Annotated in this window: 17 protein-coding genes; 15 read left to right on the top strand and 2 right to left on the bottom strand. The window is 47.4% G+C overall.

Annotated features, from left to right (window positions below; translation table 11 throughout):
• The first annotated feature begins 215 nt into the window (after nt 1-215).
• From edd to HQN60_RS02605, 15 genes are all read left to right on the top strand, one after another.
• Complete coding sequence (gene edd / locus HQN60_RS02675) at nt 216-2039, top strand: phosphogluconate dehydratase (RefSeq protein ID WP_173532230.1); 1824 nt, start codon at nt 216-218, stop codon at nt 2037-2039.
• A gap of 192 nt (nt 2040-2231) precedes the next feature.
• A complete protein-coding gene (gene eda, locus HQN60_RS02670) occupies nt 2232-2858 on the top strand; it encodes a bifunctional 4-hydroxy-2-oxoglutarate aldolase/2-dehydro-3-deoxy-phosphogluconate aldolase (RefSeq protein WP_173532229.1) in 627 nt (208 codons plus the stop codon).
• A 203-nt stretch (nt 2859-3061) separates the two neighbouring features.
• Nucleotides 3062-4066, top strand: coding sequence for a type I glyceraldehyde-3-phosphate dehydrogenase (gene gap, locus HQN60_RS02665; protein WP_173532228.1), 1005 nt, complete (start codon nt 3062-3064; stop codon nt 4064-4066).
• A gap of 658 nt (nt 4067-4724) precedes the next feature.
• Entirely contained in the window at nt 4725-5858 is a 1134-nt protein-coding gene (locus tag HQN60_RS02660) for a porin (RefSeq protein ID WP_173532227.1), read from the top strand.
• Between the two features lie 230 nt (nt 5859-6088).
• Nucleotides 6089-7165, top strand: a complete 1077-nt coding sequence (locus HQN60_RS02655) for a porin (protein ID WP_173532226.1) — start codon at nt 6089-6091, stop codon at nt 7163-7165.
• Nucleotides 7166-7649: 484 nt separating this feature from the next.
• The gene (locus HQN60_RS02650) at nt 7650-8735 is read left to right on the top strand and encodes a porin (protein WP_173532225.1); all 1086 of its coding nucleotides are present in this window, start codon (nt 7650-7652) and stop codon (nt 8733-8735) included.
• Nucleotides 8736-8894: 159 nt separating this feature from the next.
• Nucleotides 8895-9998 carry a chorismate synthase gene (gene aroC / locus HQN60_RS02645; protein ID WP_173532224.1) on the top strand — a complete coding sequence of 368 codons (1104 nt, stop codon included), beginning with the start codon at nt 8895-8897 and terminating at the stop codon, nt 9996-9998.
• On the top strand, nt 9995-10636 hold the full coding sequence (locus HQN60_RS02640; protein ID WP_173532223.1) for a DUF4136 domain-containing protein: 642 nt from the start codon (nt 9995-9997) through the stop codon (nt 10634-10636). Before aroC ends, HQN60_RS02640 begins: the two co-directional genes overlap by 4 nt.
• Nucleotides 10637-10804: 168 nt before the next feature.
• Nucleotides 10805-11641 carry a presqualene diphosphate synthase HpnD gene (hpnD, locus tag HQN60_RS02635; RefSeq protein WP_173532222.1) on the top strand — a complete coding sequence of 279 codons (837 nt, stop codon included), beginning with the start codon at nt 10805-10807 and terminating at the stop codon, nt 11639-11641.
• Entirely contained in the window at nt 11638-12990 is a 1353-nt protein-coding gene (gene hpnE / locus HQN60_RS02630; protein ID WP_254456669.1) for a hydroxysqualene dehydroxylase HpnE, read from the top strand. The genes hpnD and hpnE overlap by 4 nt, the downstream gene beginning before the upstream one ends.
• Before the next feature lie 204 nt (nt 12991-13194).
• Nucleotides 13195-13956: an SDR family NAD(P)-dependent oxidoreductase gene (locus HQN60_RS02625; RefSeq protein ID WP_173532220.1), complete on the top strand. Its 762-nt coding sequence runs from the start codon at nt 13195-13197 to the stop codon at nt 13954-13956.
• A 258-nt stretch (nt 13957-14214) separates the two neighbouring features.
• Nucleotides 14215-16200, top strand: coding sequence for a DNA repair helicase YoaA (gene yoaA, locus HQN60_RS02620; RefSeq protein ID WP_173532219.1), 1986 nt, complete (start codon nt 14215-14217; stop codon nt 16198-16200).
• 17 nt (nt 16201-16217) lie between these two features.
• On the top strand, nt 16218-17282 hold the full coding sequence (gene mltG / locus HQN60_RS02615; RefSeq protein WP_217390202.1) for an endolytic transglycosylase MltG: 1065 nt from the start codon (nt 16218-16220) through the stop codon (nt 17280-17282).
• Between the two features lie 55 nt (nt 17283-17337).
• Nucleotides 17338-18228, top strand: coding sequence for a DMT family transporter (locus HQN60_RS02610; RefSeq protein ID WP_173532218.1), 891 nt, complete (start codon nt 17338-17340; stop codon nt 18226-18228).
• Between the two features lie 77 nt (nt 18229-18305).
• Nucleotides 18306-18833 (top strand): bifunctional adenosylcobinamide kinase/adenosylcobinamide-phosphate guanylyltransferase, encoded by a 528-nt coding sequence (locus tag HQN60_RS02605; RefSeq protein WP_173532217.1) that lies wholly within the window; start codon nt 18306-18308, stop codon nt 18831-18833.
• Nucleotides 18834-18908: 75 nt separating this feature from the next.
• On the opposite strand, the gene HQN60_RS02600 is transcribed toward HQN60_RS02605, so the two are convergent.
• Both HQN60_RS02600 and hisC read right to left on the bottom strand, forming a co-directional pair.
• Nucleotides 18909-20393, bottom strand: a complete 1485-nt coding sequence (locus HQN60_RS02600) for an EAL domain-containing protein (protein ID WP_173532216.1) — start codon at nt 20391-20393, stop codon at nt 18909-18911.
• Nucleotides 20394-20763: 370 nt separating this feature from the next.
• Nucleotides 20764-21831, bottom strand: a complete 1068-nt coding sequence (gene hisC, locus HQN60_RS02595; protein ID WP_173532215.1) for a histidinol-phosphate transaminase — start codon at nt 21829-21831, stop codon at nt 20764-20766.
• Between the last annotated feature and the right edge of the window lie 51 nt (nt 21832-21882).

The following is a 21882-nucleotide window of genomic DNA, read 5'->3' as shown; positions in this document are numbered from 1 at the left end:
CGGTGCAAACGAATTTAGTTTTTAAGTTTTTCCTTATAGGTATTTTTACCATTTTGCGCGTCAAGTCCATGGTACTAAACACCAATGTTGCATTGCAGCGCGAGTGGCTGACGTACTTTTTGGGTTGCTCTAGCGCGCTGATTGTAGTAAAACTACGCCAAATTTCATAAGCATTTTAGCTGAGTGCTGATCCCTCAGCCTATCAGGAGTTCCGTATGACATTGCATCCTCGTCTGGTCGAAGTAACACAACGTGTTATTGAACGCAGTAAAGCGTCTCGTGGTCGTTATTTAGCACGTATGGAGCTCGCTGCAAGTAAAGAGCCGGTTCGTAAAGGTTTAGCCTGTACCAATCAGGCGCATGCTTGGGCTGCAATGCCAGAAACCGACAAAATCATGATGCGGGAAATGCGCCAGCCTAATTTGGCGATTGTGTCTTCGTATAATGAAATGTTGTCAGCGCATCAGCCGTTTGAAGCTTTTCCAGCACTGATTAAGCGTGCTGCGCACGAAGTTGGCGCAACGGCGCAGTTTGCTGGCGGAGTGCCAGCAATGTGTGATGGCGTGACACAAGGTCAAGCAGGGATGGAATTGTCCTTGTTTAGTCGTGATGTGATTGCGATGTCAACGGCAGTGGCTTTGTCGCACAATATGTTTGATGCGACTTTATGTCTTGGTGTTTGCGACAAAATCGTTCCGGGTCTGTTGATCGGCGCATTGCAGTTTGGTCATCTGCCTACGATTTTTGTACCAGCGGGTCCTATGACCAGCGGTATTTCAAATAAAGAAAAAAACGTCACTCGTCAGCTTTTTGCTGAAGGTAAAGTGGGCCGTGATGCCTTGTTGGCATCAGAAGAAGGCTCTTACCACGGTGCGGGTACTTGTACTTTCTTTGGTACGGCCAACTCCAATCAAATGCTCATGGAAATCATGGGTCTGCATTTGCCAGGCGCAGCGTTTACTAATCCAGGTACGCCATTGCGTGATGCATTGACGATGGCAGCTGCCAAGCGCGCAGCGCAAATTACCTCACTGGGTAATGAATTTATTCCAGTCGGTAAAGTGGTTGATGAAAAAACAGTCATCAACGGCATTATTGGTTTGCTGGCTACTGGTGGCTCGACCAACCATACGATTCACTTGATCGCAATTGCACGGGCGGCTGGCATCATTATCGATTGGTCTGACTTTAGTGATTTATCGAGCATCATTCCGTTGTTGGCTAAAGTCTATCCAAATGGCGCGGCCGATGTGAATCACTTCCACGCTGCTGGTGGCATGGGCTATGTGATTCGTGAATTGCTCGATGCTGGCTTATTACATAACGATGTGTGGACTGCCGCTGGCTTTGGTTTACGTCATTACGCCCAAGAGCCTTTCTTGGATAATGGTGTTGTGGTGTGGCGTGATGCGCCAACGGTTGCCGGTGATGCCGAGGTCCTGAGTACCGTCGCCAATCCATTCCAGGCCGATGGCGGCACTAAATTGTTGCAAGGTAATTTAGGCCGTGCGGTGATTAAAACTTCGGCAGTTGCTCCTGAATTCCGCGTGGTGAATGCGCCAGCCATTGTGTTTGACGATCAAGAAGATGTCATTGCTGCATTCAAACGCGGCGAACTTGAGCGCGATTTCATTGCGGTAGTGCGCTTCCAAGGTCCACGTGCCAATGGGATGCCAGAGCTGCACAAGCTCACGCCACCACTCGGCGTGTTGCAAGATCGTGGTTTCAAAGTGGCGCTAGTGACTGATGGCCGTATGTCGGGCGCGTCGGGTAAAGTGCCTGCTGCAATTCACATTACGCCAGAAGTGGTATCGGGTGGTGCCTTAGGTAAAGTGCGCACTGGCGATATGATTTTACTCAATGCTGAAACCGGTGTGCTTGAAGCGCAAGTTGATGCCGCAGAGTGGGCTGCACGTGAAGTGGTTACCGCTGATCTAAGTAAAAATGAACACGGCATGGGTCGCGAGTTATTTGCGACTTTCCGCCAAAATGCAACCGGAGCCGAAGAAGGCGCGGTTAGCATGGGTTTAGCGCATTAAGCGGTTCGTATTGCCTGTACGGTAAAGGATCGTGCGCTTAGCGCTGTGAGTATGTGTAGTTATTGGTTATATCTGATGGTATGTCGATCTAGGTCATGATTTGATTGGCTTTGGTCGATATACTCTATGCTTTATTTGAGCTATGTTATTTTTGATGGCTTATTTTTATAACGTAAAACGGAAGAGTTAAAAATGCAGATTCGTGACATCATGCGCTCGTGCTCGGTTATGCCGGTGCTCGTAATCGAAAACGTGGAACACGCAGTACCTTTGGCAAAAGCCTTGGTTGACGGCGGCATCCGTGTCTTAGAAGTGACTTTGCGTACCGAAGCTGCATTGGCTGCGGTGAAAGCGATTGTTGATAACGTACCTGGTGCGATTGTTGGCGTGGGTACCGTGGTTCGCCCAGAGCAATTCCAAGCGGCAAAAGACGCCGGTGCCGTATTTGCGGTAACACCAGGTCTTACACCTAAATTGGCCGCGGCGGCTCGTGCTTGCGGTATTCAATTATTGCCAGGCGTAATGACGCCATCAGAAGCGATTGCTGCGCTTGAAGAAGGCTTTGATGCCATGAAGCTGTTCCCTGCTGAGCAAGCGGGTAGCTTGGGTATGCTCAAAGCCATGGGTGGTCCATTGCCACAAATCTTATTCTGCCCAACTGGCGGTGTGAGCTTGGAATCAGCGCCTAAATTATTGGCGTTGCCAAATGTTGGCTGTGTGGGCGGCTCTTGGTTGGCCCCGAAAGATATGGTAGCTAAAGGCGATTGGGCTGGCATTACTGCGCTAGCGCGTGAAGCTGCTGCATTGCGTCCAGAGTAATGATTGTAGCTAGGCGTTTTGCCTAGCTGCTGATAAAGCGCACTTGGTTTATATTTTTGCGCTATTGCGATGCGCGCTGTGCGGGTATCGCAGTGAATCTGTTTTTTTTGCATGGTCTTTGTCGTGGCGCAATGGCACTCCTATTCTGAATAGTGCATGCTTAGTCGTCCCGATTTATTTGATTTCTTTTCTGGAGATGATTCATGACTATTAAAGTTGGTATCAATGGTTTTGGCCGCATCGGCCGTATGGTGTTTCGCGCAGCTGTTTATGACTTTGCCAATGATATTGAAATCGTTGGTATTAACGATTTGCTTGAGCCAGACTACCTAGCTTATATGCTCAAGCACGACTCAGTGCATGGCAAATTCAAAGGTGATGTTGCGGTTGTTGATGGCCAATTGGTTGTGAATGGCAAAACAATTCGCCTGACTGCAGTAAAAGATCCTGCAGAATTGAAATGGGGCGAAATTGGCGCTGATGTTGTTGTTGAAGCGACTGGCCTATTCTTGACTAAAGAAACTTGCGAGAAGCATTTAGCCGCTGGTGCGAAAAAAGTCATCATGTCTGCGCCAAGTAAAGACGATACACCGATGTTTGTTTACGGCGTGAACAACGCAACGTATGCCGGTGAAGCCATTATCTCTAATGCTTCATGCACCACCAATTGCTTGGCTCCGATTGCTAAAGTCCTAAACGACAACTTCGGTATCAAACGTGGTTTGATGACTACAGTGCATGCCGCGACTGCAACGCAAAAAACCGTTGATGGTCCATCCAACAAAGATTGGCGCGGTGGCCGTGGTATTTTGGAAAACATCATTCCTTCATCAACTGGCGCAGCAAAAGCCGTTGGCGTGGTGATTCCTGAGATCAAAGGTAAATTAACCGGTATGGCATTCCGTGTGCCAACTTCCGATGTGTCGGTAGTTGACTTGACGGTTGAGTTGAACAAAGAAGCCTCATACGAAGAAATTTGCGCGGCAATGAAAGCCGCTTCTGAAGGCGCAATGAAGGGCGTGTTGGGTTATACCACTGATAAAGTGGTCTCAACTGACTTCCGCGGCGAAGCATGCACTTCTACATTTGATGCCGATGCCGGTATTGCTTTGGATAAAACCTTCGTTAAATTGGTTGCTTGGTATGACAACGAATGGGGCTATTCAAGCAAAGTGTTGGAAATGGTTCGTGTTATGGCGACTAAATAAGTCGTTGTATATATAAGTAGCAGTCAAAGATTGGATGGTAGGACGTTAAACTTGAGAGCGAATGCCTCAGTGCTTTGATGTAAAGTCGTCATGCAGTCTAATTTTTGATTAAACACTTAGATAGTTAAAGCCAGTCGGTGATGCCGACTGGCTTTTTTTATGTGTATACGCAGTAGTCACTGGTTTTGTGTGCAATGTGCGTTTTGCTTGTTGTTGGTGTGTGGGTGTATCACTGAATTAGGTGGCGCGGGCTGGTTGGCGTTTTTAGGCTGTTTAGGGGCGAATTTTTACTTGCAATTGAGTTTTTTTTGCGGTTTGCGGTTTTTAAACGCAGTTTTTTTTATTTGCTGTGTATTTGTTCTCTTTTGCATCGCAATTTGTCATCGTTGCGTGTCGGTGTTGTGCTGGCTTTGCCGCTGATTTACTTGCTAAGTCAAGCACTTGCTGTTTTGTCTGCGGTGGTGTCGTAAACAAATCACACTTTAGGATTAAGTTGACGCAAATATTATGACAGCAATATTTTTTGTTGCTGTGTTGTGAAGTTTTACACTGTTCAAAGCTACCTTATTGCACAGATTACGAGGGATAGCGTCTGGATAATGCCGAGCATACCTTGCATTTTGGGGTGGTTATTATCTGTTCAACAGGAGTTTAAAATATGTTCAAGCGTGTATTGATTGGTGCTTTGGTATCAACTGCCTTCGCAATGCCAGCAATGGCAGAAGTTTCTATTTCGGGTTCAGCTGAAATGGACTTCTTCTACCGTACTAACCAAGCCAATGGCAATGGTTCTTCTACTGACGGCGCTTTCGGTCAAGAAATCGCGATCATCGTTAACGTAGATGGTAAAGACAAATTAGACAGCGGTGACGTATTGAAATGGCGTCTCGCGCAAAAAGTAGCAACTGACTACCGTTATGACTCTTTCGGTCAACGTGAAGCTTGGATCGGCTACCAAGGTACTTGGGGTGAAGCTCGCTTCGGTAACCAATTCTCTAACCAATACTTGCAATTAGACTGGCCATATGGCGCGCAAGGCGTGGGTAACTTGTGGGCTGACTTCGGCGCGCAAAACGTGCAATACGCTCGTGCAATCAGCTACTTCTCACCAAGCTTTGGCGGTTTTGCATTCCAAGCTCAGTATGACTTAGGTTCAGGCACTTCTGATGCTAACGCTTACGAAATCACTGCAAACTACGCCAACGGCGGCTTCCGCATGGACGCAGGTTTCTCTGAATCGAAAAACAGCGCGACTATGTCTTCTGAAGCTGCTGTATTTGCAGGCGGCGGTAACTGGGGTCGCAGTGGTCAATTTAGTAACGACCAAAAAGCAGATGTTATTGTTGGCGACAACAAAGCTCGTGCCTACAACATCGGCGCAATCTACAAGTTTGAAAGCGGCTTTGATTTAGCAGCTGGCGCTAAACGCAATGAATGGTCTGGCGATGTAAATGACGCTATCCATACTGGCAACGGCAAAACGACTGTTGACCAATACTTGGTTCGCGCTGGTTACACCACTGGCAAGCACAACATGAACTTGGGCTTCCAACGTGTTGAAGACAGCAAAACTGACGGCGTTAAAGCTGATGATGGTATCAACGTTATCAATGCTCAGTACAACTACAGCTTGTCTAAAAACTCGACTGCCTTTGTACAAGTTCGTCACCACATGTTTGACAATGCAAGTAACCACAGCGTAATGCACGGTTCTTGGCAGCTTGATGGTGCAGCTGGTAGCGGTAAAGACAATGCAACACGTATCTTAGTAGGTACTTGGACTGGTTTCTAATCAGCCAAACCACTGATTTATAAGTGTTTTAAACAAAAAACGGCGCAGCAATGCGTCGTTTTTTTGTTGTATCCGAGATACAGTTTGTGTTAGTGCATAGGCATGTTTTTGCTTTGCCTATAAACAGTGAGTATTCTCGAGTCTGTAAAGCAGTGGCAACAATTGTTCAGGTTGTAGCCTGCTGTTACGGTGGTTTTAACTTAACTCTCGTATCTTTTGGAGAATAATAAATGTTCAAGCGCGTTCTTATGGTTGCAGCTATCGCTGCTGCTGTTTCTGCCCCAGCTTTTGCTGAAGTGTCTATCAACGGTTCTGCTGAAATGGACCTGTTCGTACGTACTAACCAAGCTGCTGCTCAAGGTACAACTTTGGCTGAAGAAATCGCCATCGTTGTTAACGTTGATGGTAAAGATAAATTAGACAACGGCGACACTTTGAAATGGCGCCTAGCTCAAAAAGTGGCAACTGACTGGCGTTATGACGGTTGGGGCGGTCGTGAAGCTTGGATCGGTTACGCTGGTAACTGGGGTGAGTTGCGTTTCGGTACTCAATTTACCAACGCTTACTTGACTCTTGACTGGCCTTACGGTTCTAAAGCACAAGGCAACTTGAGCGCTGACTTCGGTGCTGTGAACGACAAATGGAAAGATGCAATTACTTACTTCTCTCCAGATTTCGGCGGCTTTAACTTCACTGCTCAATACAAAATCGGTGCTGACACTGGTTCTAAAGGTACTGGCAAAGCAGCTAATACATTAACTAACGGTTATGACATCGGTGTTAATGGCGCGTTTGGTCCAGTAGCAGTGAATGCTGGATGGCAACGTCATAACGATGCGCTTTTTGGTCAAGCTCCAATCGGTGCCGGTGGTTCTGGTGATGTAATCCAAGCAACTGACGCAGTAAACGGCGCATCTACTGACATGTACTTTGTTGGTGCTCGTGGCTCGTTCGGCGACTTCTCTGTGAAAGCATTGTACAAAAACAATACTTGGAAAGCAGAAGGCAACAAGCTAGAAGTTAACCAATACTTGGTTGGCGGTACTTACTCTGCAGGCAAAAATGCCTTCAGCTTGGGCTGGCAAGAAGTGTTGGATGGTAAATACAACGGTAAAGACCTTGACAACAGCGTTCAGCAAATTTCAGGTCAATGGGATTACAGCTTGAGCAAAAACACTGGCGCATTCTTGCAAGCTCGTTACCACATGTACGGCAAAGACACTCAAGCTTTCAAAGTTGACGGCTCTGCTGGCTACAAAACTGACGACACATTGCGCGTTCTTGTTGGTACTTGGACAGGCTTCTAATCGATTGATTTAATCATCGATAGATAAAAGAAAGGCAGCTTAGGCTGCCTTTTTTTATTTAATTGAATTAAGTTACAGTGTATTCATTATGAAATGAGCTGATGAGTTAGCACAAATTGTAAGCGTGGGCTTGCTCATGAAAGTATTGCCTATAGTCGCTGCAATTGGCCATGGGTTAATGCAAACCACGCTATCGTGATAAGTAGCAAGTTATTATTGGGTCGATTGTCGAAACTAGAGTTTAAAATGAATACAGTACGATTGAATAAAAATGAATTGATTTAAACCTAGGGTTTACTCGAAGTGGAAAGCTTGCAACACGAGAGGCTGATTTAGGGGTACTTTTATCGGTTTGTCATATATTGGTAACTTGAAGCTGCTAATATTTAGATATAAAAAATTAAACTCATCACTAGAATTACATTGACGAGTTAAAACAATTTTTTACTTATTTTAATATCCCTTTTATAAGAGTTAAATCGATATGAGCAAAATTATTGCCCTTTCTATTGCTGCTGCTTTGTTAGCACCATTAGCTTCTGCTGAAGTGACCATTAGCGGTAGTGTTCGTACTGCGATGGAATATCTTAGCCCGGATCAAGTTGGTGTTAAAGCCGGTTCTAAAAATGATGGCGGTAATAAAACCCAATTAGCTGATCAAAGTTCACGTATCCGTTTTTCTGGTGTCGATAAATTAGATATCGGTGGTGATTTGGTTTGGGTTTTAGAAAGCCGTTTCCGCGTTGGCGATCCATACAATAAAGAAGCTGGTTCAGTATGGGGCTCACGTGATACCTATATCGGCTATAAAGGTGATTACGGTTTTGCCCGCTTTGGTAAAATGGATAATGCCTATAAAAACTTATACAAAAACATTGCGCCAACAATTGAAGGCGAAATGAATGATACATCAGGTTATTTGGGCGATGGCCAATTGTTGCGTCGTTTAGGCGCTCGTTCAGGCTCGGTTATTTATTACGAAACACCTAATTTTAGCGGTTTTAATGCGAATGCGTCGTATACCATTGGCGAAAAAACAGCGACTTACGATGCATCAACATATCAAATCGGTGGCTATTGGAAAAATGATATGTTTAACGTCGGTGCCTCATATTCAATGGGCAAAGATCAAACATCTAGCTATACCTCATCAAAAATTACCCCAGTTGGCACTGCGAATGGTTCAAGCATTAGCGGCTTTATGGTTGGCGGTAATGTTAAATATATGGATTTCGGTCTAGGTTTAACTTGGGAACAAGTAGATCGTGATGATGGCAAGCAATCACGCACTCAAGATAGTTATGCCATTGCCGGTTCGTATAAATATGAGAAATTAAATTTCTTGCTATCGTATGTACAAGCTGGTGATGTAGAAACATTAAATGATTCTGGCGCTGATCAAGTTTCGGTTGCGGCTTCGTATAATTTATCAAAACGCAGCAAAGTTTATGCAACATATACTAAAGTGAATAACGATAAAAACGCTAATTTCACCACTGAATCAGGCTATGTATTAAACAATGGCCAAAGCGCTGATTTGTTCTCAGTGGGCGTACGTACTGATTTTTAATTGAATTTAAAGTTTTACCGCTTGAACTTGAGCCGCTCAAACAGTGTTTGGGCGGTTTTTTTTAGCCTGAATAAAACTTCCGTATGCAGAGTCAACGGCAATCCGGCATGCGCGTGGTAAAATTGCAGCAATAAATTCATTTTGAGTTAGGGGCGGGCAATGTCAGGCAATTCTATTGGTTTATTGTTTACCGTAACGTCGTTTGGTGAAAGCCACGGCGCAGGGATTGGCTGCATTGTTGATGGCTGCCCACCAGGAATGGCGCTGTCTGAGGCGGATATTCAGTTGGAACTGGATCGTCGTAAGCCGGGCACCAGCCGTCACGTTACGCAGCGCAAAGAGCCCGATACGGTCGAGATTTTGTCGGGGGTGTATGAGGGTAAAACCACGGGTACGCCAATTGCCTTATTGATTCGCAACCAAGATCAGCGCAGTCAAGATTACGGCAAAATTGTTGAAACTTTCCGTCCGGGCCATGCTGATTACACCTATTGGCATAAATATGGCATTCGCGATCCACGTGGTGGTGGCCGCTCTTCAGCGCGCGAAACCGCGGTGCGCGTTGCAGCGGGCGCCATTGCTAAAAAATGGCTCAAAGAGCGCTATGGTGTTGAAATTCGCGGCTATATGAGTAAGCTCGGTGAAATTGACATTCCATTTGTTAGCTGGGATCAGGTGGCTGAAAATGCATTTTTTGCACCCAATAATGCCATTGTTCCGGAACTTGAAGACTATATGGATGCGATTCGCAAAGAGCGCGATTCGGTTGGCGCACAAATTTCGGTTGTCGCCGAAAACGTCCCCGTTGGTTGGGGTGAACCGGTTTATGATCGACTCGATGCCGATATTGCTTTTGCGATGATGAATATCAATGCCGTTAAAGGTGTTGAGATTGGCGCGGGTTTTGCCAGCATCGCTCAGCGCGGTTCTGAGCATTGTGATGAGTTAACACCACAAGGTTTTGCTAGTAATCATGCTGGCGGTATCTTGGGGGGTATCTCTACAGGGCAAGCGATTACTGTCAACTTGGCGGTTAAACCCACCTCAAGTATTGCACAAGAGCGGCGCTCGATTGATAAAGACGGCAATCCAGTGATGATGGCCACAACCGGCCGTCATGACCCTTGTGTCGGCATTCGTGCTACGCCAATTGCCGAGGCGATGATGGCCTTGGTGCTGATTGATCATGCCTTACGCCACCGGGCGCAGTGTGCTGATGTGGTGGTGAATACACCACAAATTGCGGGGAGTATCAAAGTATGAAATTACGCGGATGGAGTGCTGTGGTTGGCCTGATGTTACTGGCCGGTTGTGCCAATACTTTTGTTTCACAAGTCTCTGTTCGCCATGATTTACCTGCATCAATGGCCGGTAAAGTATTTGCCATTGATCGCCCCAAAGCCGATGACCAAAGCTTGGCGCGCTATGACTTTGAAAACCTATTGGCGACTGAATTACGCCGCCAAGGCTTGGTGCAGCAAACCGATCCTAAGCTAGCTGATTGGTTGGTGCAGCTCGATTATCAAATTGACGACGGCAAAAATGCATCTTACCAGCAGCCGATTTGGGGCACGATTGGTTACTCAGTGAGTTATCAGCGCATCAATACCGGTGGCGGTATTGCCTTTATTCCGCGCTATTACCCAGAAACGGGGATTATCGGCTCGCAAACCATCAATGAAACGCTATTCACTCGCGAAGTGTTTGTCGATATTTTGGATCGTAAAGCCTTGGCTGCTGGCGATTTTGCCAAGTTGTATGAAGGACGAGCCAGAAATCGTAGCCTCAATGACGTGCTCGATCCGGCCGTGCCTTGGTTGATCCGCAGCTTATTTTTACCTTTTCCGGGCCCTTCGGGCGTGACGCGAGAAGTGCGGCAAGTTTTGCCTGAAACCAAATAAACTGTGCGGCCAGCGCATCAATCGTTGGCAGCAACAGATTAAGTAGTCAGGCAAAAGTTTCCGTGCAGCGTTGCTTCGCCTTGTCGTACGTGTGTACTGTCTGCGGCTTTGCGCTTTGCGCGAAAACTTTTGCTCAGTGACTTAGTTATTTTTGAATTGGATTTTCTTGTGACACCAGATCAATATTGTGAAGATAAAGCGGCGAAAAGCGGCTCGAGTTTTTATTACAGCTTTCGTTTTTTAAGTCCAGAAAAGCGCATTGCCATTACCGCTTTGTATGCATTTTGTCGTGAAGTGGACGACGTGGTCGACGAAATCAGTGACGAAGGCGTTGCGCGGACGACGTTGGCATGGTGGCGCAATGAAGTTGACCAAATGTATGCCGGCTCGCCGCAACATCCGGTAACTCAATCATTGTGGCCAGCGGTCCAAGCCTATGATTTACCGCGTGAATTGCTGCTTGAAATTATCGATGGCATGGAAATGGATTTAAATCAGGCGCGTTATAACAGCTTTAAAGATTTGCATCTTTATTGCTATCGCGTTGCCAGCGTAGTTGGGCAATTGGCGGCGATGATTTTTGGTTTTACTGATCGTAAAACCTTAAAATACGCGCATGATTTAGGCATTGCTTTTCAGTTGACCAATATTATTCGCGACGTCGGTGAAGACGCCCGCCGCGGCCGGATTTATTTACCGGTGGATGAATTGCAGCGCTTTAATGTGCCCGCTGCCGACATTATGAATTACCGTGAAACGGCTGAATTTAAAGCCTTAATGAATTTCCAAATTGATCGTGCCGAACAATATTACGATCAAGCCATCGCTTTATTACCTGAGTGCGATAAAAAAAGTCAGCGTACTGGCTTGGTGATGGCGGCGATTTACCGCGCTACCTTGGCCGAAATTCGCGCCGATGGCGCGCAAAAAGTACTCAATCAACGCATCAAACTCACCCCCATCCGCAAGCTCTGGCTGGCTTGGAAAACATGGTGGTTTGCTTGAGCGTAACTAGTGCAAAGCATCATCCTGGGGTGAAAACCGTTGCTATTATTGGCGGCGGTTATGCGGGTATGGCGGCGGCGGTGGAGTTAGCTGCGGCGGGGGTATCGGTCACGGTGTTTGAGGCCGGCAAAGTGCTCGGTGGCCGTGCGCGCCGCGTTGCGCGTAGTCATCTGGTTGGGGATAGCGCCGTGGATAATGGCCAGCATTTATTGATTGGTGGCTATAGCGAATTATTGCGTTTAATGGCGCAATGCGGCGTGGATTTATCTCGCGTTTTTTTGCGCTTGCCGATGCGTTTACAAGTCGATCCCGATTTTGTATTAGCCTGCCCACGGTTGCCAGCACCCTTGCATTTGGCCGTGGGTTTATTGTTGGCCAAAGGCTTATCGTGGTCTGAGCGTTGGGCCTTAATTCGCACCATTCAGATCAGCAAATGGCGGCGCTGGCGTTTAGCGCAAGACATCAGCGTGGCGCAGTGGCTAAGCAATGAGCGGCAACCGGCGAGTTTGATCGCTAAATTTTGGTCGCCGTTGACCTTGGCGGCGCTGAATACACCGCTGGAGCTGGCCAGTGCCCAAGTGCTGCTTAATGTGTTGCGCGATAGTTTGGGTGGCGCCCGCGCTGCGTCTGATTTATTGTTGCCGCGTTGTGATTTTAGTCAGTTATTTCCTGAGCCTGCGGCGCAGTATATTGAGCAGCATGCTGGGTATTTAAAGCTGGGCCATAGGGTAAAAGGGATATCGATAGATACCCAAGGTTTTTTGCTGGATGATAGTGAGCGATTTGACGCGGTGATTTGTGCCACGCCACCGCATCAAGCGGCGAATATTTTGCCATCATTACCGGCGCTCAATGCCTTAAGCGCGCAGTTAGCCGCTTGGCAATATCAGCCGATTGTGACGGTGTATTTGCAATATGCCGCCGAGATTAAACTGGCTACGCCGATGCTCGGTTTGGCTGATGCGTATTCGCAATGGGTGTTTGATCGCGGTGTGAGTCACGGCCAGCATGGTTTGATTGCGGTGGTGATTTCTAGCGAAGGGCTGCATAGCGGCTTAAGTCATGATGAATTAGCTACAGCCGTGCAAGCTGAATTGCATCAGCGCTTAGGCCTGCCCGATTTAGTGTTGCGCCAACAAGTCATTAGTGAAAAACGTGCGACGTTTGCCTGTACGCCCGACTTGCTTCGGCCTGACAATAAGACCGATATTGCGGGTTTATTTTTGGCGGGGGATTTTACCGCTGATTTAGCCGGACAAGGGCGCGGTGAATACCCCGCGACGCTCGAAGGCGCGGTGCGTAGTGGCGTTAAAGCGGCGCAGCAATGCTTGCTGTATTTGCAACGCTAGATTGTCGCGCGAATAAAGCGAGCGTCAACCCCACGCTAACAATCCATGATGAATTTGCCGCGGTCGGCCTAGGCCCACTTCGGCGGAATTGATTGCAACGATGAGCCGAGATCTCAGTGTATTTTTCGGTGCGCCGCTGGCGAATTAAGTAGCACTTTAAGTAATCACACTTCAAGCCGTTTGGCTGATGATTAGGAATAAAAAATGGCAGATTGGAAATCAGCAAGCATTGCAGCAGATGCATTTAAAGATCGAGTAATTCTCGTTACCGGAGCCGGTCAGGGCTTGGGCGCAATGGCCGCTATTGAGCTGGCCAAACTCGGCGCGACGATTATTTTATTGGGCCGTAACGAAAAAAAACTCAGCCGTACTTACGATGCCATCGAAGCGGCTGGCGGGCCGCAGCCTGCGGCTGTACCGCTTGATTTAGCCAAAATGGGTGAAGCTGAGCTCAATCAATTGGGCGTACTCATCCAAAAAGAATTTGGTCGTCTAGACGGCATTTTGCATTGCGCCAATGGTTTTAATCATTTGTCGCCACTGGCTAATCAAAAGCTGGATGAATGGGTGGATATGTTCCGCGTGAATGTGGCGGCGCCATTTGCGATGACGCGGGCGTTGTTTCCGCTGTTGCAGCAATCGCCCGATGCCGCGGTATTGGTTTTGGGTGAAACCCATGCCTTTGAGCCCAATGCGTATTGGGGCGGTTTTAGCGTGAGTAAAGCTGGGCAAAAAAACTGGGTTGAAATTGCCGCTGCCGAATGGGAAAACATCCCGAATGTACGGATTAATTTACTGGTGCCCGGCCCGATTCAATCGCCATTCCGTTTGGCAACGCATCCGGCAGAATCGGCTGAGAATCTACCCCAAGCCAGTGATTTATTCCCGGCGATGGCGTATTTATTAGGCGGCAATAGCACCGGTCAATCTGGCCAAGTGGTGTTTTTTCAAGCGCAAAAAAATTAACACTTGTGCTGAACTTTTGCCAATAGCGGCACTCTGAACAAGGGTAGTGAGCAATGCGATAGATTGTGTTGGTTTAGGTTGAAAGATCTGCGCTAATGCGATGTGTATTGTGTTTTTCATCTCTCCCTGTATTGATTGGCCCCGCCGCGTGCGGGGCTTTTTTTTTGCCCGATGCCATATTGAAATTGACCACGTTGATTCAAGCGTCAGCAGCGCCTAGCTACGGTACAATCGATCATCCGATGTTTTGAGCTTTCCATGACTCTTGAAGAAGTTTTTGCCGATGACGGCCCGTTTGGTGCTGCTTTTCCCGGCTATAAATTGCGTCAACCCCAGCTAGAAATGGCGCAAGCGGTTGAACGCACGATTGAAGCGCGTGGGCAATTGATTGCCGAGGCCGGCACCGGCACCGGTAAAACCTTTGCCTATTTAGTACCCGCACTCTTGTCGGGTGGCAAAGTGATTGTTTCAACCGGCACCAAAACCTTGCAAGATCAGTTGTTTAATCGCGACGTACCGAGCGTTCGCGATGTGCTCAAAGTACCGGCGATTATTGCCTTACTCAAAGGGCGCTCCAATTATGTGTGTCATTACCATTTGGCGCGTGCCGAGCATGAAGGGCGCTTTATGCGCCGTGAAGACATCGCCGATTTACAAAAAGTAAAACGCTACGCCAATACCACCGGCTCTGGTGATAAAGCCGCTTGCCCTGGGGTGGCCGAAGACGCGCCGATTTGGGCGCAAGTGACTAGCACGCGCGATAATTGCCTGGGGCAGGATTGCCCCAATCACAAAGAATGCTTTGTGCTCAAAGCGCGTAAAGACGCCCAAGAAGCCGATATTGTGGTGGTGAACCATCATTTGTTTTTTGCCGATGTGTGGCTAAAAGACGAAGGCGCAGGGGAATTACTACCGGCATGTAATACGGTGATTTTTGACGAAGCGCATCAGCTGCCTGAAGTCGCTAGCCTGTTTTTTGGCGATACGCTGACCAATGGGCAAATCATTGAGCTGGCGCGTGACGCGCGCGCCGAAGCTTTAGTGGTGGCCAAAGATTTTGTCATGCTGCCCAATGCCGCCGAAGCGCTGGAAAAATCAGTCAAAGATGTGCGTTTAATTTTTAAAGACACCGTGCGCTTACCGCAGCATGAGCTTAAAGAAAAATTCCCGAGCTTTTTTAGCCAGCTGGTTGAAATGACCGGGCATATTCAGCATTTAACCGAATTACTCGCCAAGCAAGCCGAGCGCGGTGAAGGGCTAGAAAAGTGCTATAAACGCGCGGCAGAAATGTTGGCCTTAGTCGAAAAATGGCAAAAATCAGATTCAGCCGAAACCGTGCATTGGCTCGATGTGACGCAGCATGGTTTTTTGCTGCATATTACCCCGCTCAATATCGCTGATTTATTCCAAAAACAAGTCAATCTCAATCCGCGCGCTTGGATTTTTGCCTCGGCGACGTTGGCGGTGAATCATCACTTTACCCATTTTCAGCATGAATTAGGTTTGTGGTCAGCCGAAACCGCTACCTGGGATAGCCCGTTTGATTACAAGCAGCAGGCTGTGCTGTATGTGCCGCAAGACATGCCCCAGCCTAATACTGCGGAATATACCCGTGCAGTGGTTGAGAAAGCTTGGCCTTTATTGCAAACCACTCAGGGCCATGCTTTTTTGCTGTTTACCTCGTTGCGCGCCATGCGTGAAGCGCATGAAATCTTGCTTGAAAAACTCAAAGCGGCTGGCTTAGATTGGCCGGTGTTTTTGCAAGGCACCGGCTCGAGAACTGAATTACTCGATCAGTTTCGTAAAGAGCCGAATGCGATTTTGGTGGCCAGCCAAACCTTCTGGGAAGGTATTGACGTGCGCGGTGAGCAATTGTCTTTGGTGGTGATTGATAAATTACCGTTTTCGCCGCCCGATGATCCGGTGCTTTCAGCCAGAATGGAGCAGCTGACCAAAGCCGGGCGCAGCCCGTTTATGGATTATCAACTGCCCAATGCCACCATTACGCTCAAGCAAGGCGCAGGGCGCTTAATTCGTGATGAGAGCGACATTGGCATTTTAATGATTGCCGATTCGCGCCTCGTTGAAAAACAATACGGCAAAATGATTTGGAAAAGCCTGCCGCCGATGTATCGCTCGCGCGACTTGGCCAATGTGCAAAAGTTTTATGCCGTGCAACGAGAAAAAGCGCGCAATAACGACGTCGATGGTGATATGAGCACCGCCGAAAATCAACATAACTGACCCTAAGGTAAAACGCAGTGGCTGCACCAACACCCTATAAAAAGAAACCCAATCTCTACCACAAGAAAGCAGTAAATAAACCCGTATCGTTTTGGGGGCGCTTGTTTGGCTTACTCATTTTTGGTTTTTTTGCCGTACTCATTGCTGGTGGCGCATGGTTTTATAGCTGGACACAATCAGAGCAGCCCAATCCGCCTTCGCATTCGGTCTTGATTGAGCGCGGTGGCGTGAATGCGGTTGCTGCGCAATTGGTGCAGCAAGGGGCTATCGATTCCGCGCCATTATTTATTTTGCTGGCGCGAATTACTGGGCAAGATGCCAGCATTAAAGCCGGTAGTTACGTTTTAAAAGCACCGATGTCGCCTTGGCAAATCCTTAAAAAATTAGCCAAAGGTGAGGTTGATTTACAAATGTTCAGCATGATCGAGGGCTGGAATTGGCGCGATCTACGTCGCGCGCTCAACGCTCATCCCAATTTAAAACACGATACAGCGGCCATGAGCGATAGCGAAATTTTGGCGGCATTAGGCATTAGCGCAGCGTCGCCAGAGGGCTTATTTTTTCCCGATAGTTATCGCATCGATAAAGGCAGCTCAGACCTCAAGCTATTAGCGCGTGCGCATCAATTAATGCAAGAAAAACTCGATGCCGCATGGGCTAATCGTCACCCTGATTTGCCACTTAAATCGGCCTACGACGCGTTGATTTTGGCATCCATTATTGAGAAAGAAACCGGCAAAGCGGCTGATCGACCGATGGTCTCGGGCGTATTTGTCAATCGTTTACGTAAGGGCATGCGTTTACAAACCGATCCAACAGTGATTTATGGCGTTGGCGAAGCGTTTAAAGGCGATATCACCAAAGCGCATTTGCGTACCGATACGCCTTACAACACCTATACCCGCGCTGGATTGCCACCGACACCGATTGCCATGGTTGGTGAAGCGGCAATGATTGCTGCAACGCAGCCAAGCAGTACCAATGCATTTTATTTTGTCGCCAAAGGCGACGGTTACTCGGCGTTTTCCGAGACCTTAGAACAACACAATGCGGCAGTGCGGCGTTACCTAAGCAACAAATAAGCAGGCGCTGTGTAAAATCGCAATTCAACTTTGCTGGGCCGACTAAGGGGTAACAATGAAACCGGTTTTAAAAGGCCATTTAATGGTGTTGTTTTGTGTTTTGGTCTGGGGCGTGACCTTTGTTTCCACCAAAATCTTATTAGACTTTCGCAGCCCGGTTGAAATTGCCCTTGATCGTTTTGTCTTGGCCTACGCTTTATTGTTTTTAATGCACCCGGTGCTTAAAAAACCGCAATGGCGCGAAGAATTGTATTTCTGTGGCCTAGGTTTATTTGGTGTAACGCTGTATTTTTTAACTGAAAATATCGCGCTGCAATATACGCAAGCCTCCAGCGTGGGTTTATTAGTCTCATCCGCGCCATTACTTACGGCATTTTTTGCCCATTTCACCACGCACGATGAAAAACTCAGTCTGCGCTTAATTGTTGGCTCTTTAATTGCATTAGCAGGCGTGGCCTTAGTGATGTTTAATGGCAGCGTGATTTTAAAACTCAATCCACTGGGCGATATTTTGGCTTTATCCGCGGGGGCAGCGTGGGCGATTTATTGCTTATTACTCAAGCGAGCAGGGCAGCGCTATGGGTATTTATTTTTAACGCGGCAAGTGTTTTTTTACGGCATCGTTACCTTGCTACCCGCCGCATGGATCATGGGTTATCGCTTGGATTTGGCTTTGTGGCTTAATCCAATACAAGGCGGCAATATGCTGTTTTTAGGTGTAATCGCTTCGGCGCTGTGCTTTGTGGCGTGGAATAAAGCGCTGGGTATCATCGGCGCGGTGAAAGCCAGTAATTACATTTATTTAATCCCTATGGTCACCATGCTCACTGCGATTGTGATTTTGGGCGAGCGCATTACCGCTGTTGGTGCAGCTGGCGCAGTTTTAATTTTGCTTGGGGTATATTACGCTGAGCATGGATTTAAATGGCCTGCAGCTAAATACTAGCTAGAAAATTGAATGCAGGTTTAATTCACCGCCTCGACGCCTTTTTTTGCCGCCAACACATCTACAGGTCGGTTTATATGCAATTGATTTTAATTAGCGGTGGGCAAAAAAGCGGCAAAAGCCGCTACGCAGAACAGCGTGCTTTGGCGCTCTCTACGCGGCCGGCGTATTTGGCCACGTCGCGCGTGTGGGATGATGACTTTGCCCAGCGGATTGCTCGGCATCAAGCGCAGCGCGATGCGCGCTGGGTGAATTTAGAGCAAGAGATTGATCTGGCGGCGCATGGTTTTAGCGGCGAGGTCATGGTGCTCGATTGCATTACTTTGTGGCTCACCAATCTATTTACCGATTGCGCTTACGATGGCGATGCAACGCTGCTTGAGGCGCAAATTCGCTGGGCTGCCTTTGCCGCATGTACGCCGCAAACCGTGATTGCCGTGGGTAATGAAATCGGCTGGAGCTTACACGCCGAAACGCAGATGGGCCGCCATTTTGTGGATTTACACGGCAGCTTTATGCAGTGGGTGGCGGCACAAGCCGTGGAAGTGGTGTTGATGGTGGCAGGGCTACCTTTGTTGGTGAAGGCGCCTTCATCCAAGGAATGATGCATTCGTATCGCTAAACAGCGATTCAGCAAAGAAAATGCCGTCAACGTGAGTTGACGGCGTTTTTATTCTGACTTAGTGAAAGTAAGGGAACTGCGCTGAGTTTACGGGATTAAATTTAAACTGAGCCAACTCGGCAATCGGTAAAGGTTTAGAGAAATAAAACCCCTGCAAATAATCAATGCCCAGTATCGCTAGATAATCCGCTTGATCTTTACTTTCTACGCCTTCGGCAACGACATTTAAATTAAGTTGTCGTGCCATATCGACCATATTCGCAACAATAATTTGGTCTTTTTCTCGGCTAACAATGTGATCAATAAAGCTTTTATCGATTTTTAAATAATGAAATGGAAAGCGGCTTAAAGAAGCCAGTGAGCTATGCCCAATACCAAAGTCATCTATCGCCACCATAATGCCGGATTGTCCCATTTCTTGAATGATTTTATTGGCCAAATCAGGGTCGCTGACTAATCCTTCTTCAGTTAATTCAATCACCAGTTGGTAATCAAGATATTTTAATTTTGCATTGAAGGCAAAGATCGCATTGAGCATGGGCTGCTCGGTTAATTGTTGTGCTGTCATATTCAGCCCAACGCGCGATTGGGCTGGAATGGGTTTGTTGGTTAAATCATTTTCTGCTTGTTGAATTAAACTCAGCATAATTTGAGTCAACACATTTTGCGCTTCAGCTTGTTGAATAAATACCGCGGGGTTTAATACGCCAAGCGTTGGATGTTGCCAGCGTGCAAGTATTTCTACGCCAGAGATGGTATTTTGCTGACCAATGACGGGTTGGTAATACGGTATAAATTGCTGTTGTGCAATTGATTCGATGACTTGCTGGCGAAAGTTGTTTTTTTCTCCGAGTCGTAGCCAAATCCAGCGACTGCTCCAAGCAAGAAAAATCATGCCCAGTAAGAAGGCTAGCGGTAAGTTAGTTTCAATATATTTTCGTAACTGAAAGTGATTATGCTCTGCGGTGACTTTAACTGGCAGCTGATCTAGCGATACTAATGTGCTATCGTTTTTGGCCTCGGTCAGTGGCGTTAATACAAAATCATTACCCTGATTCACGAGCTGTAAATTACCGACTTTGAGCGTAATTGTTTTAACCCGCAAGCCCATGACCAGTTGCAAAATATCTTTGTAATATTGTGAATCCAGTACGCCGATAAGTACGCGACCATTATCCAGTTTGCGATAAATAACTAAAGCTTCTCGATTTGAAACCAGACTGTTCTTATGCCAAGCAATGCCGCTGGCCTGCATTGCGCCATCACTAATCAGGGTTTGTATCGGTGAGTCTATTTGGCCGAGCGCATGGGCCGATGAGCAAAAAATACGCTGTGTTTGGCTATCTGCAATATAAATCGAGCGAAAGTAGGGCGTCGCTGCGCTGATTTTTTGTAAATCCGCGTATAAATCTTGGCAAGGTGCTGTTGGATTTAAAGCGATTTTATCCAGCACGGTATAGGCATTACGTAAAGACAGCTCAATCATCGCCGAGCCACGTTCAGTGAGCAATCGAATCGATTGCCGCGATTGATAGCTCGCCACTTGCCAGACCAAGAGCGCAAGTAATAGAAAAACCCCTAGGTTGCATCCTGCTATTAATAAGATGCGAAACGCTTTCGAGCTCCCAAACATAGGCTTAACAAAAAATGAATTCATGGGACTTGTCTATTTGACCTATTCGGGATGATGGTACTTGGTCTAGATTGTTTATTAGGTATTGCTAATATACAGGATTGATGTAAGGTAGGTATTGCAAGAAAAGTAATATTTTAATACTAAACGTACTAAGGGTCTGTTGATGTTCAGTTTCCCGCCGCGCTGGAGCGATTTTCGCGGCAAACCAAACGTCAACAGACCCTAGGGTTAGTGCAAGATTGATCGCAAACTGGCACTGACTCGGATGCCATTCAAATTAGGCCTTGAGAATGGTTTGCAAAGCTGCGATCAATGCAGCGCTTTCGGCATCGCTGCCGATCGAAATCCGCAAAAATTGCTCAATGCGCGGTAGTTTGAAGTGACGAACTAAAATCGCGCGCTCGCGCAGTGCTTGTGCGAGCTCAGCCGCATCTCTTTGTGGATGAGATGCAAAAACAAAATTGGCGTGTGATGGCAACACCTCAAATCCCAATTGGCTTAATTGCTGGGTGAGGGTATCTCGTGTGGTGTTAATTGCCGTGCAGGTTTGATTGAAATACGCTGTATCTTCAATAGCTGCCACGGCACCGGCCAGCGCAATGCGATCGAGCGGATAGGAGTTAAAGCTATTTTTAACCCGCTCCAACCCCGCAATCAAATCGGCGTGGCCAACAGCAAAGCCAACGCGTAATCCCGCTAAAGAGCGAGATTTAGACAGCGTTTGCACCACCAGCAAATTATTAAAACGATTCACCAGCGCAATCGCGCTGCTACCGCCAAAGTCGATATAGGCTTCGTCCACCACCAGCACTTGATTGGGATGCGCTTTTAATAGTGCTTCGATTTGCGCCAGTGGCAGCAAAATACCGGTTGGGGCATTGGGATTCGGGAAGATAATCGCGCCACCGCCGGTGTAATCGTTGGTGTCGATTGCAAACGCGTCGTTCAGCGGCACACTGCGATATTCAATGCCATACAAGCCGCAATACACCGGATAAAAGCTGTAGCTAATATCGGGAAACAGCAGTGGTGCATCGTGCTTTAGCAGCGCTTGAAAGGTATGCGCCAATACTTCATCTGAGCTATTGCCCACAAAGACATTCGCTCGCGTAATGCCATCGGCGCGATGAAAATGCGCCACCGCGTCTTTAAGCACATCGCCATTGGGATCAGGATACAGCCGTAAAAAATCATTCACCGCAGCTTGCATCGCGCTGATGGCTTTAGGTGATGGGCCATACGGATTTTCATTGGTATTGAGTTTGATCAGATTAGTGATTTTAGGCTGTTCACCCGGCGTATACGGCGTAAGGGTGTGAACAACAGGGCTCCAAAAACGGCTCATGGCATTGATCTTTTGACGTGGGCAAAAACTGATTTTACCAAGATCACGCTC

This window comes from Deefgea piscis (assembly GCF_013284055.1).
GTDB lineage: Bacteria > Pseudomonadota > Gammaproteobacteria > Burkholderiales > Chitinibacteraceae > Deefgea > Deefgea piscis.
The sequence above is the reverse complement of the archived record's forward strand: the minus strand, read 5'-3'. Positions and strand labels throughout refer to the sequence as shown.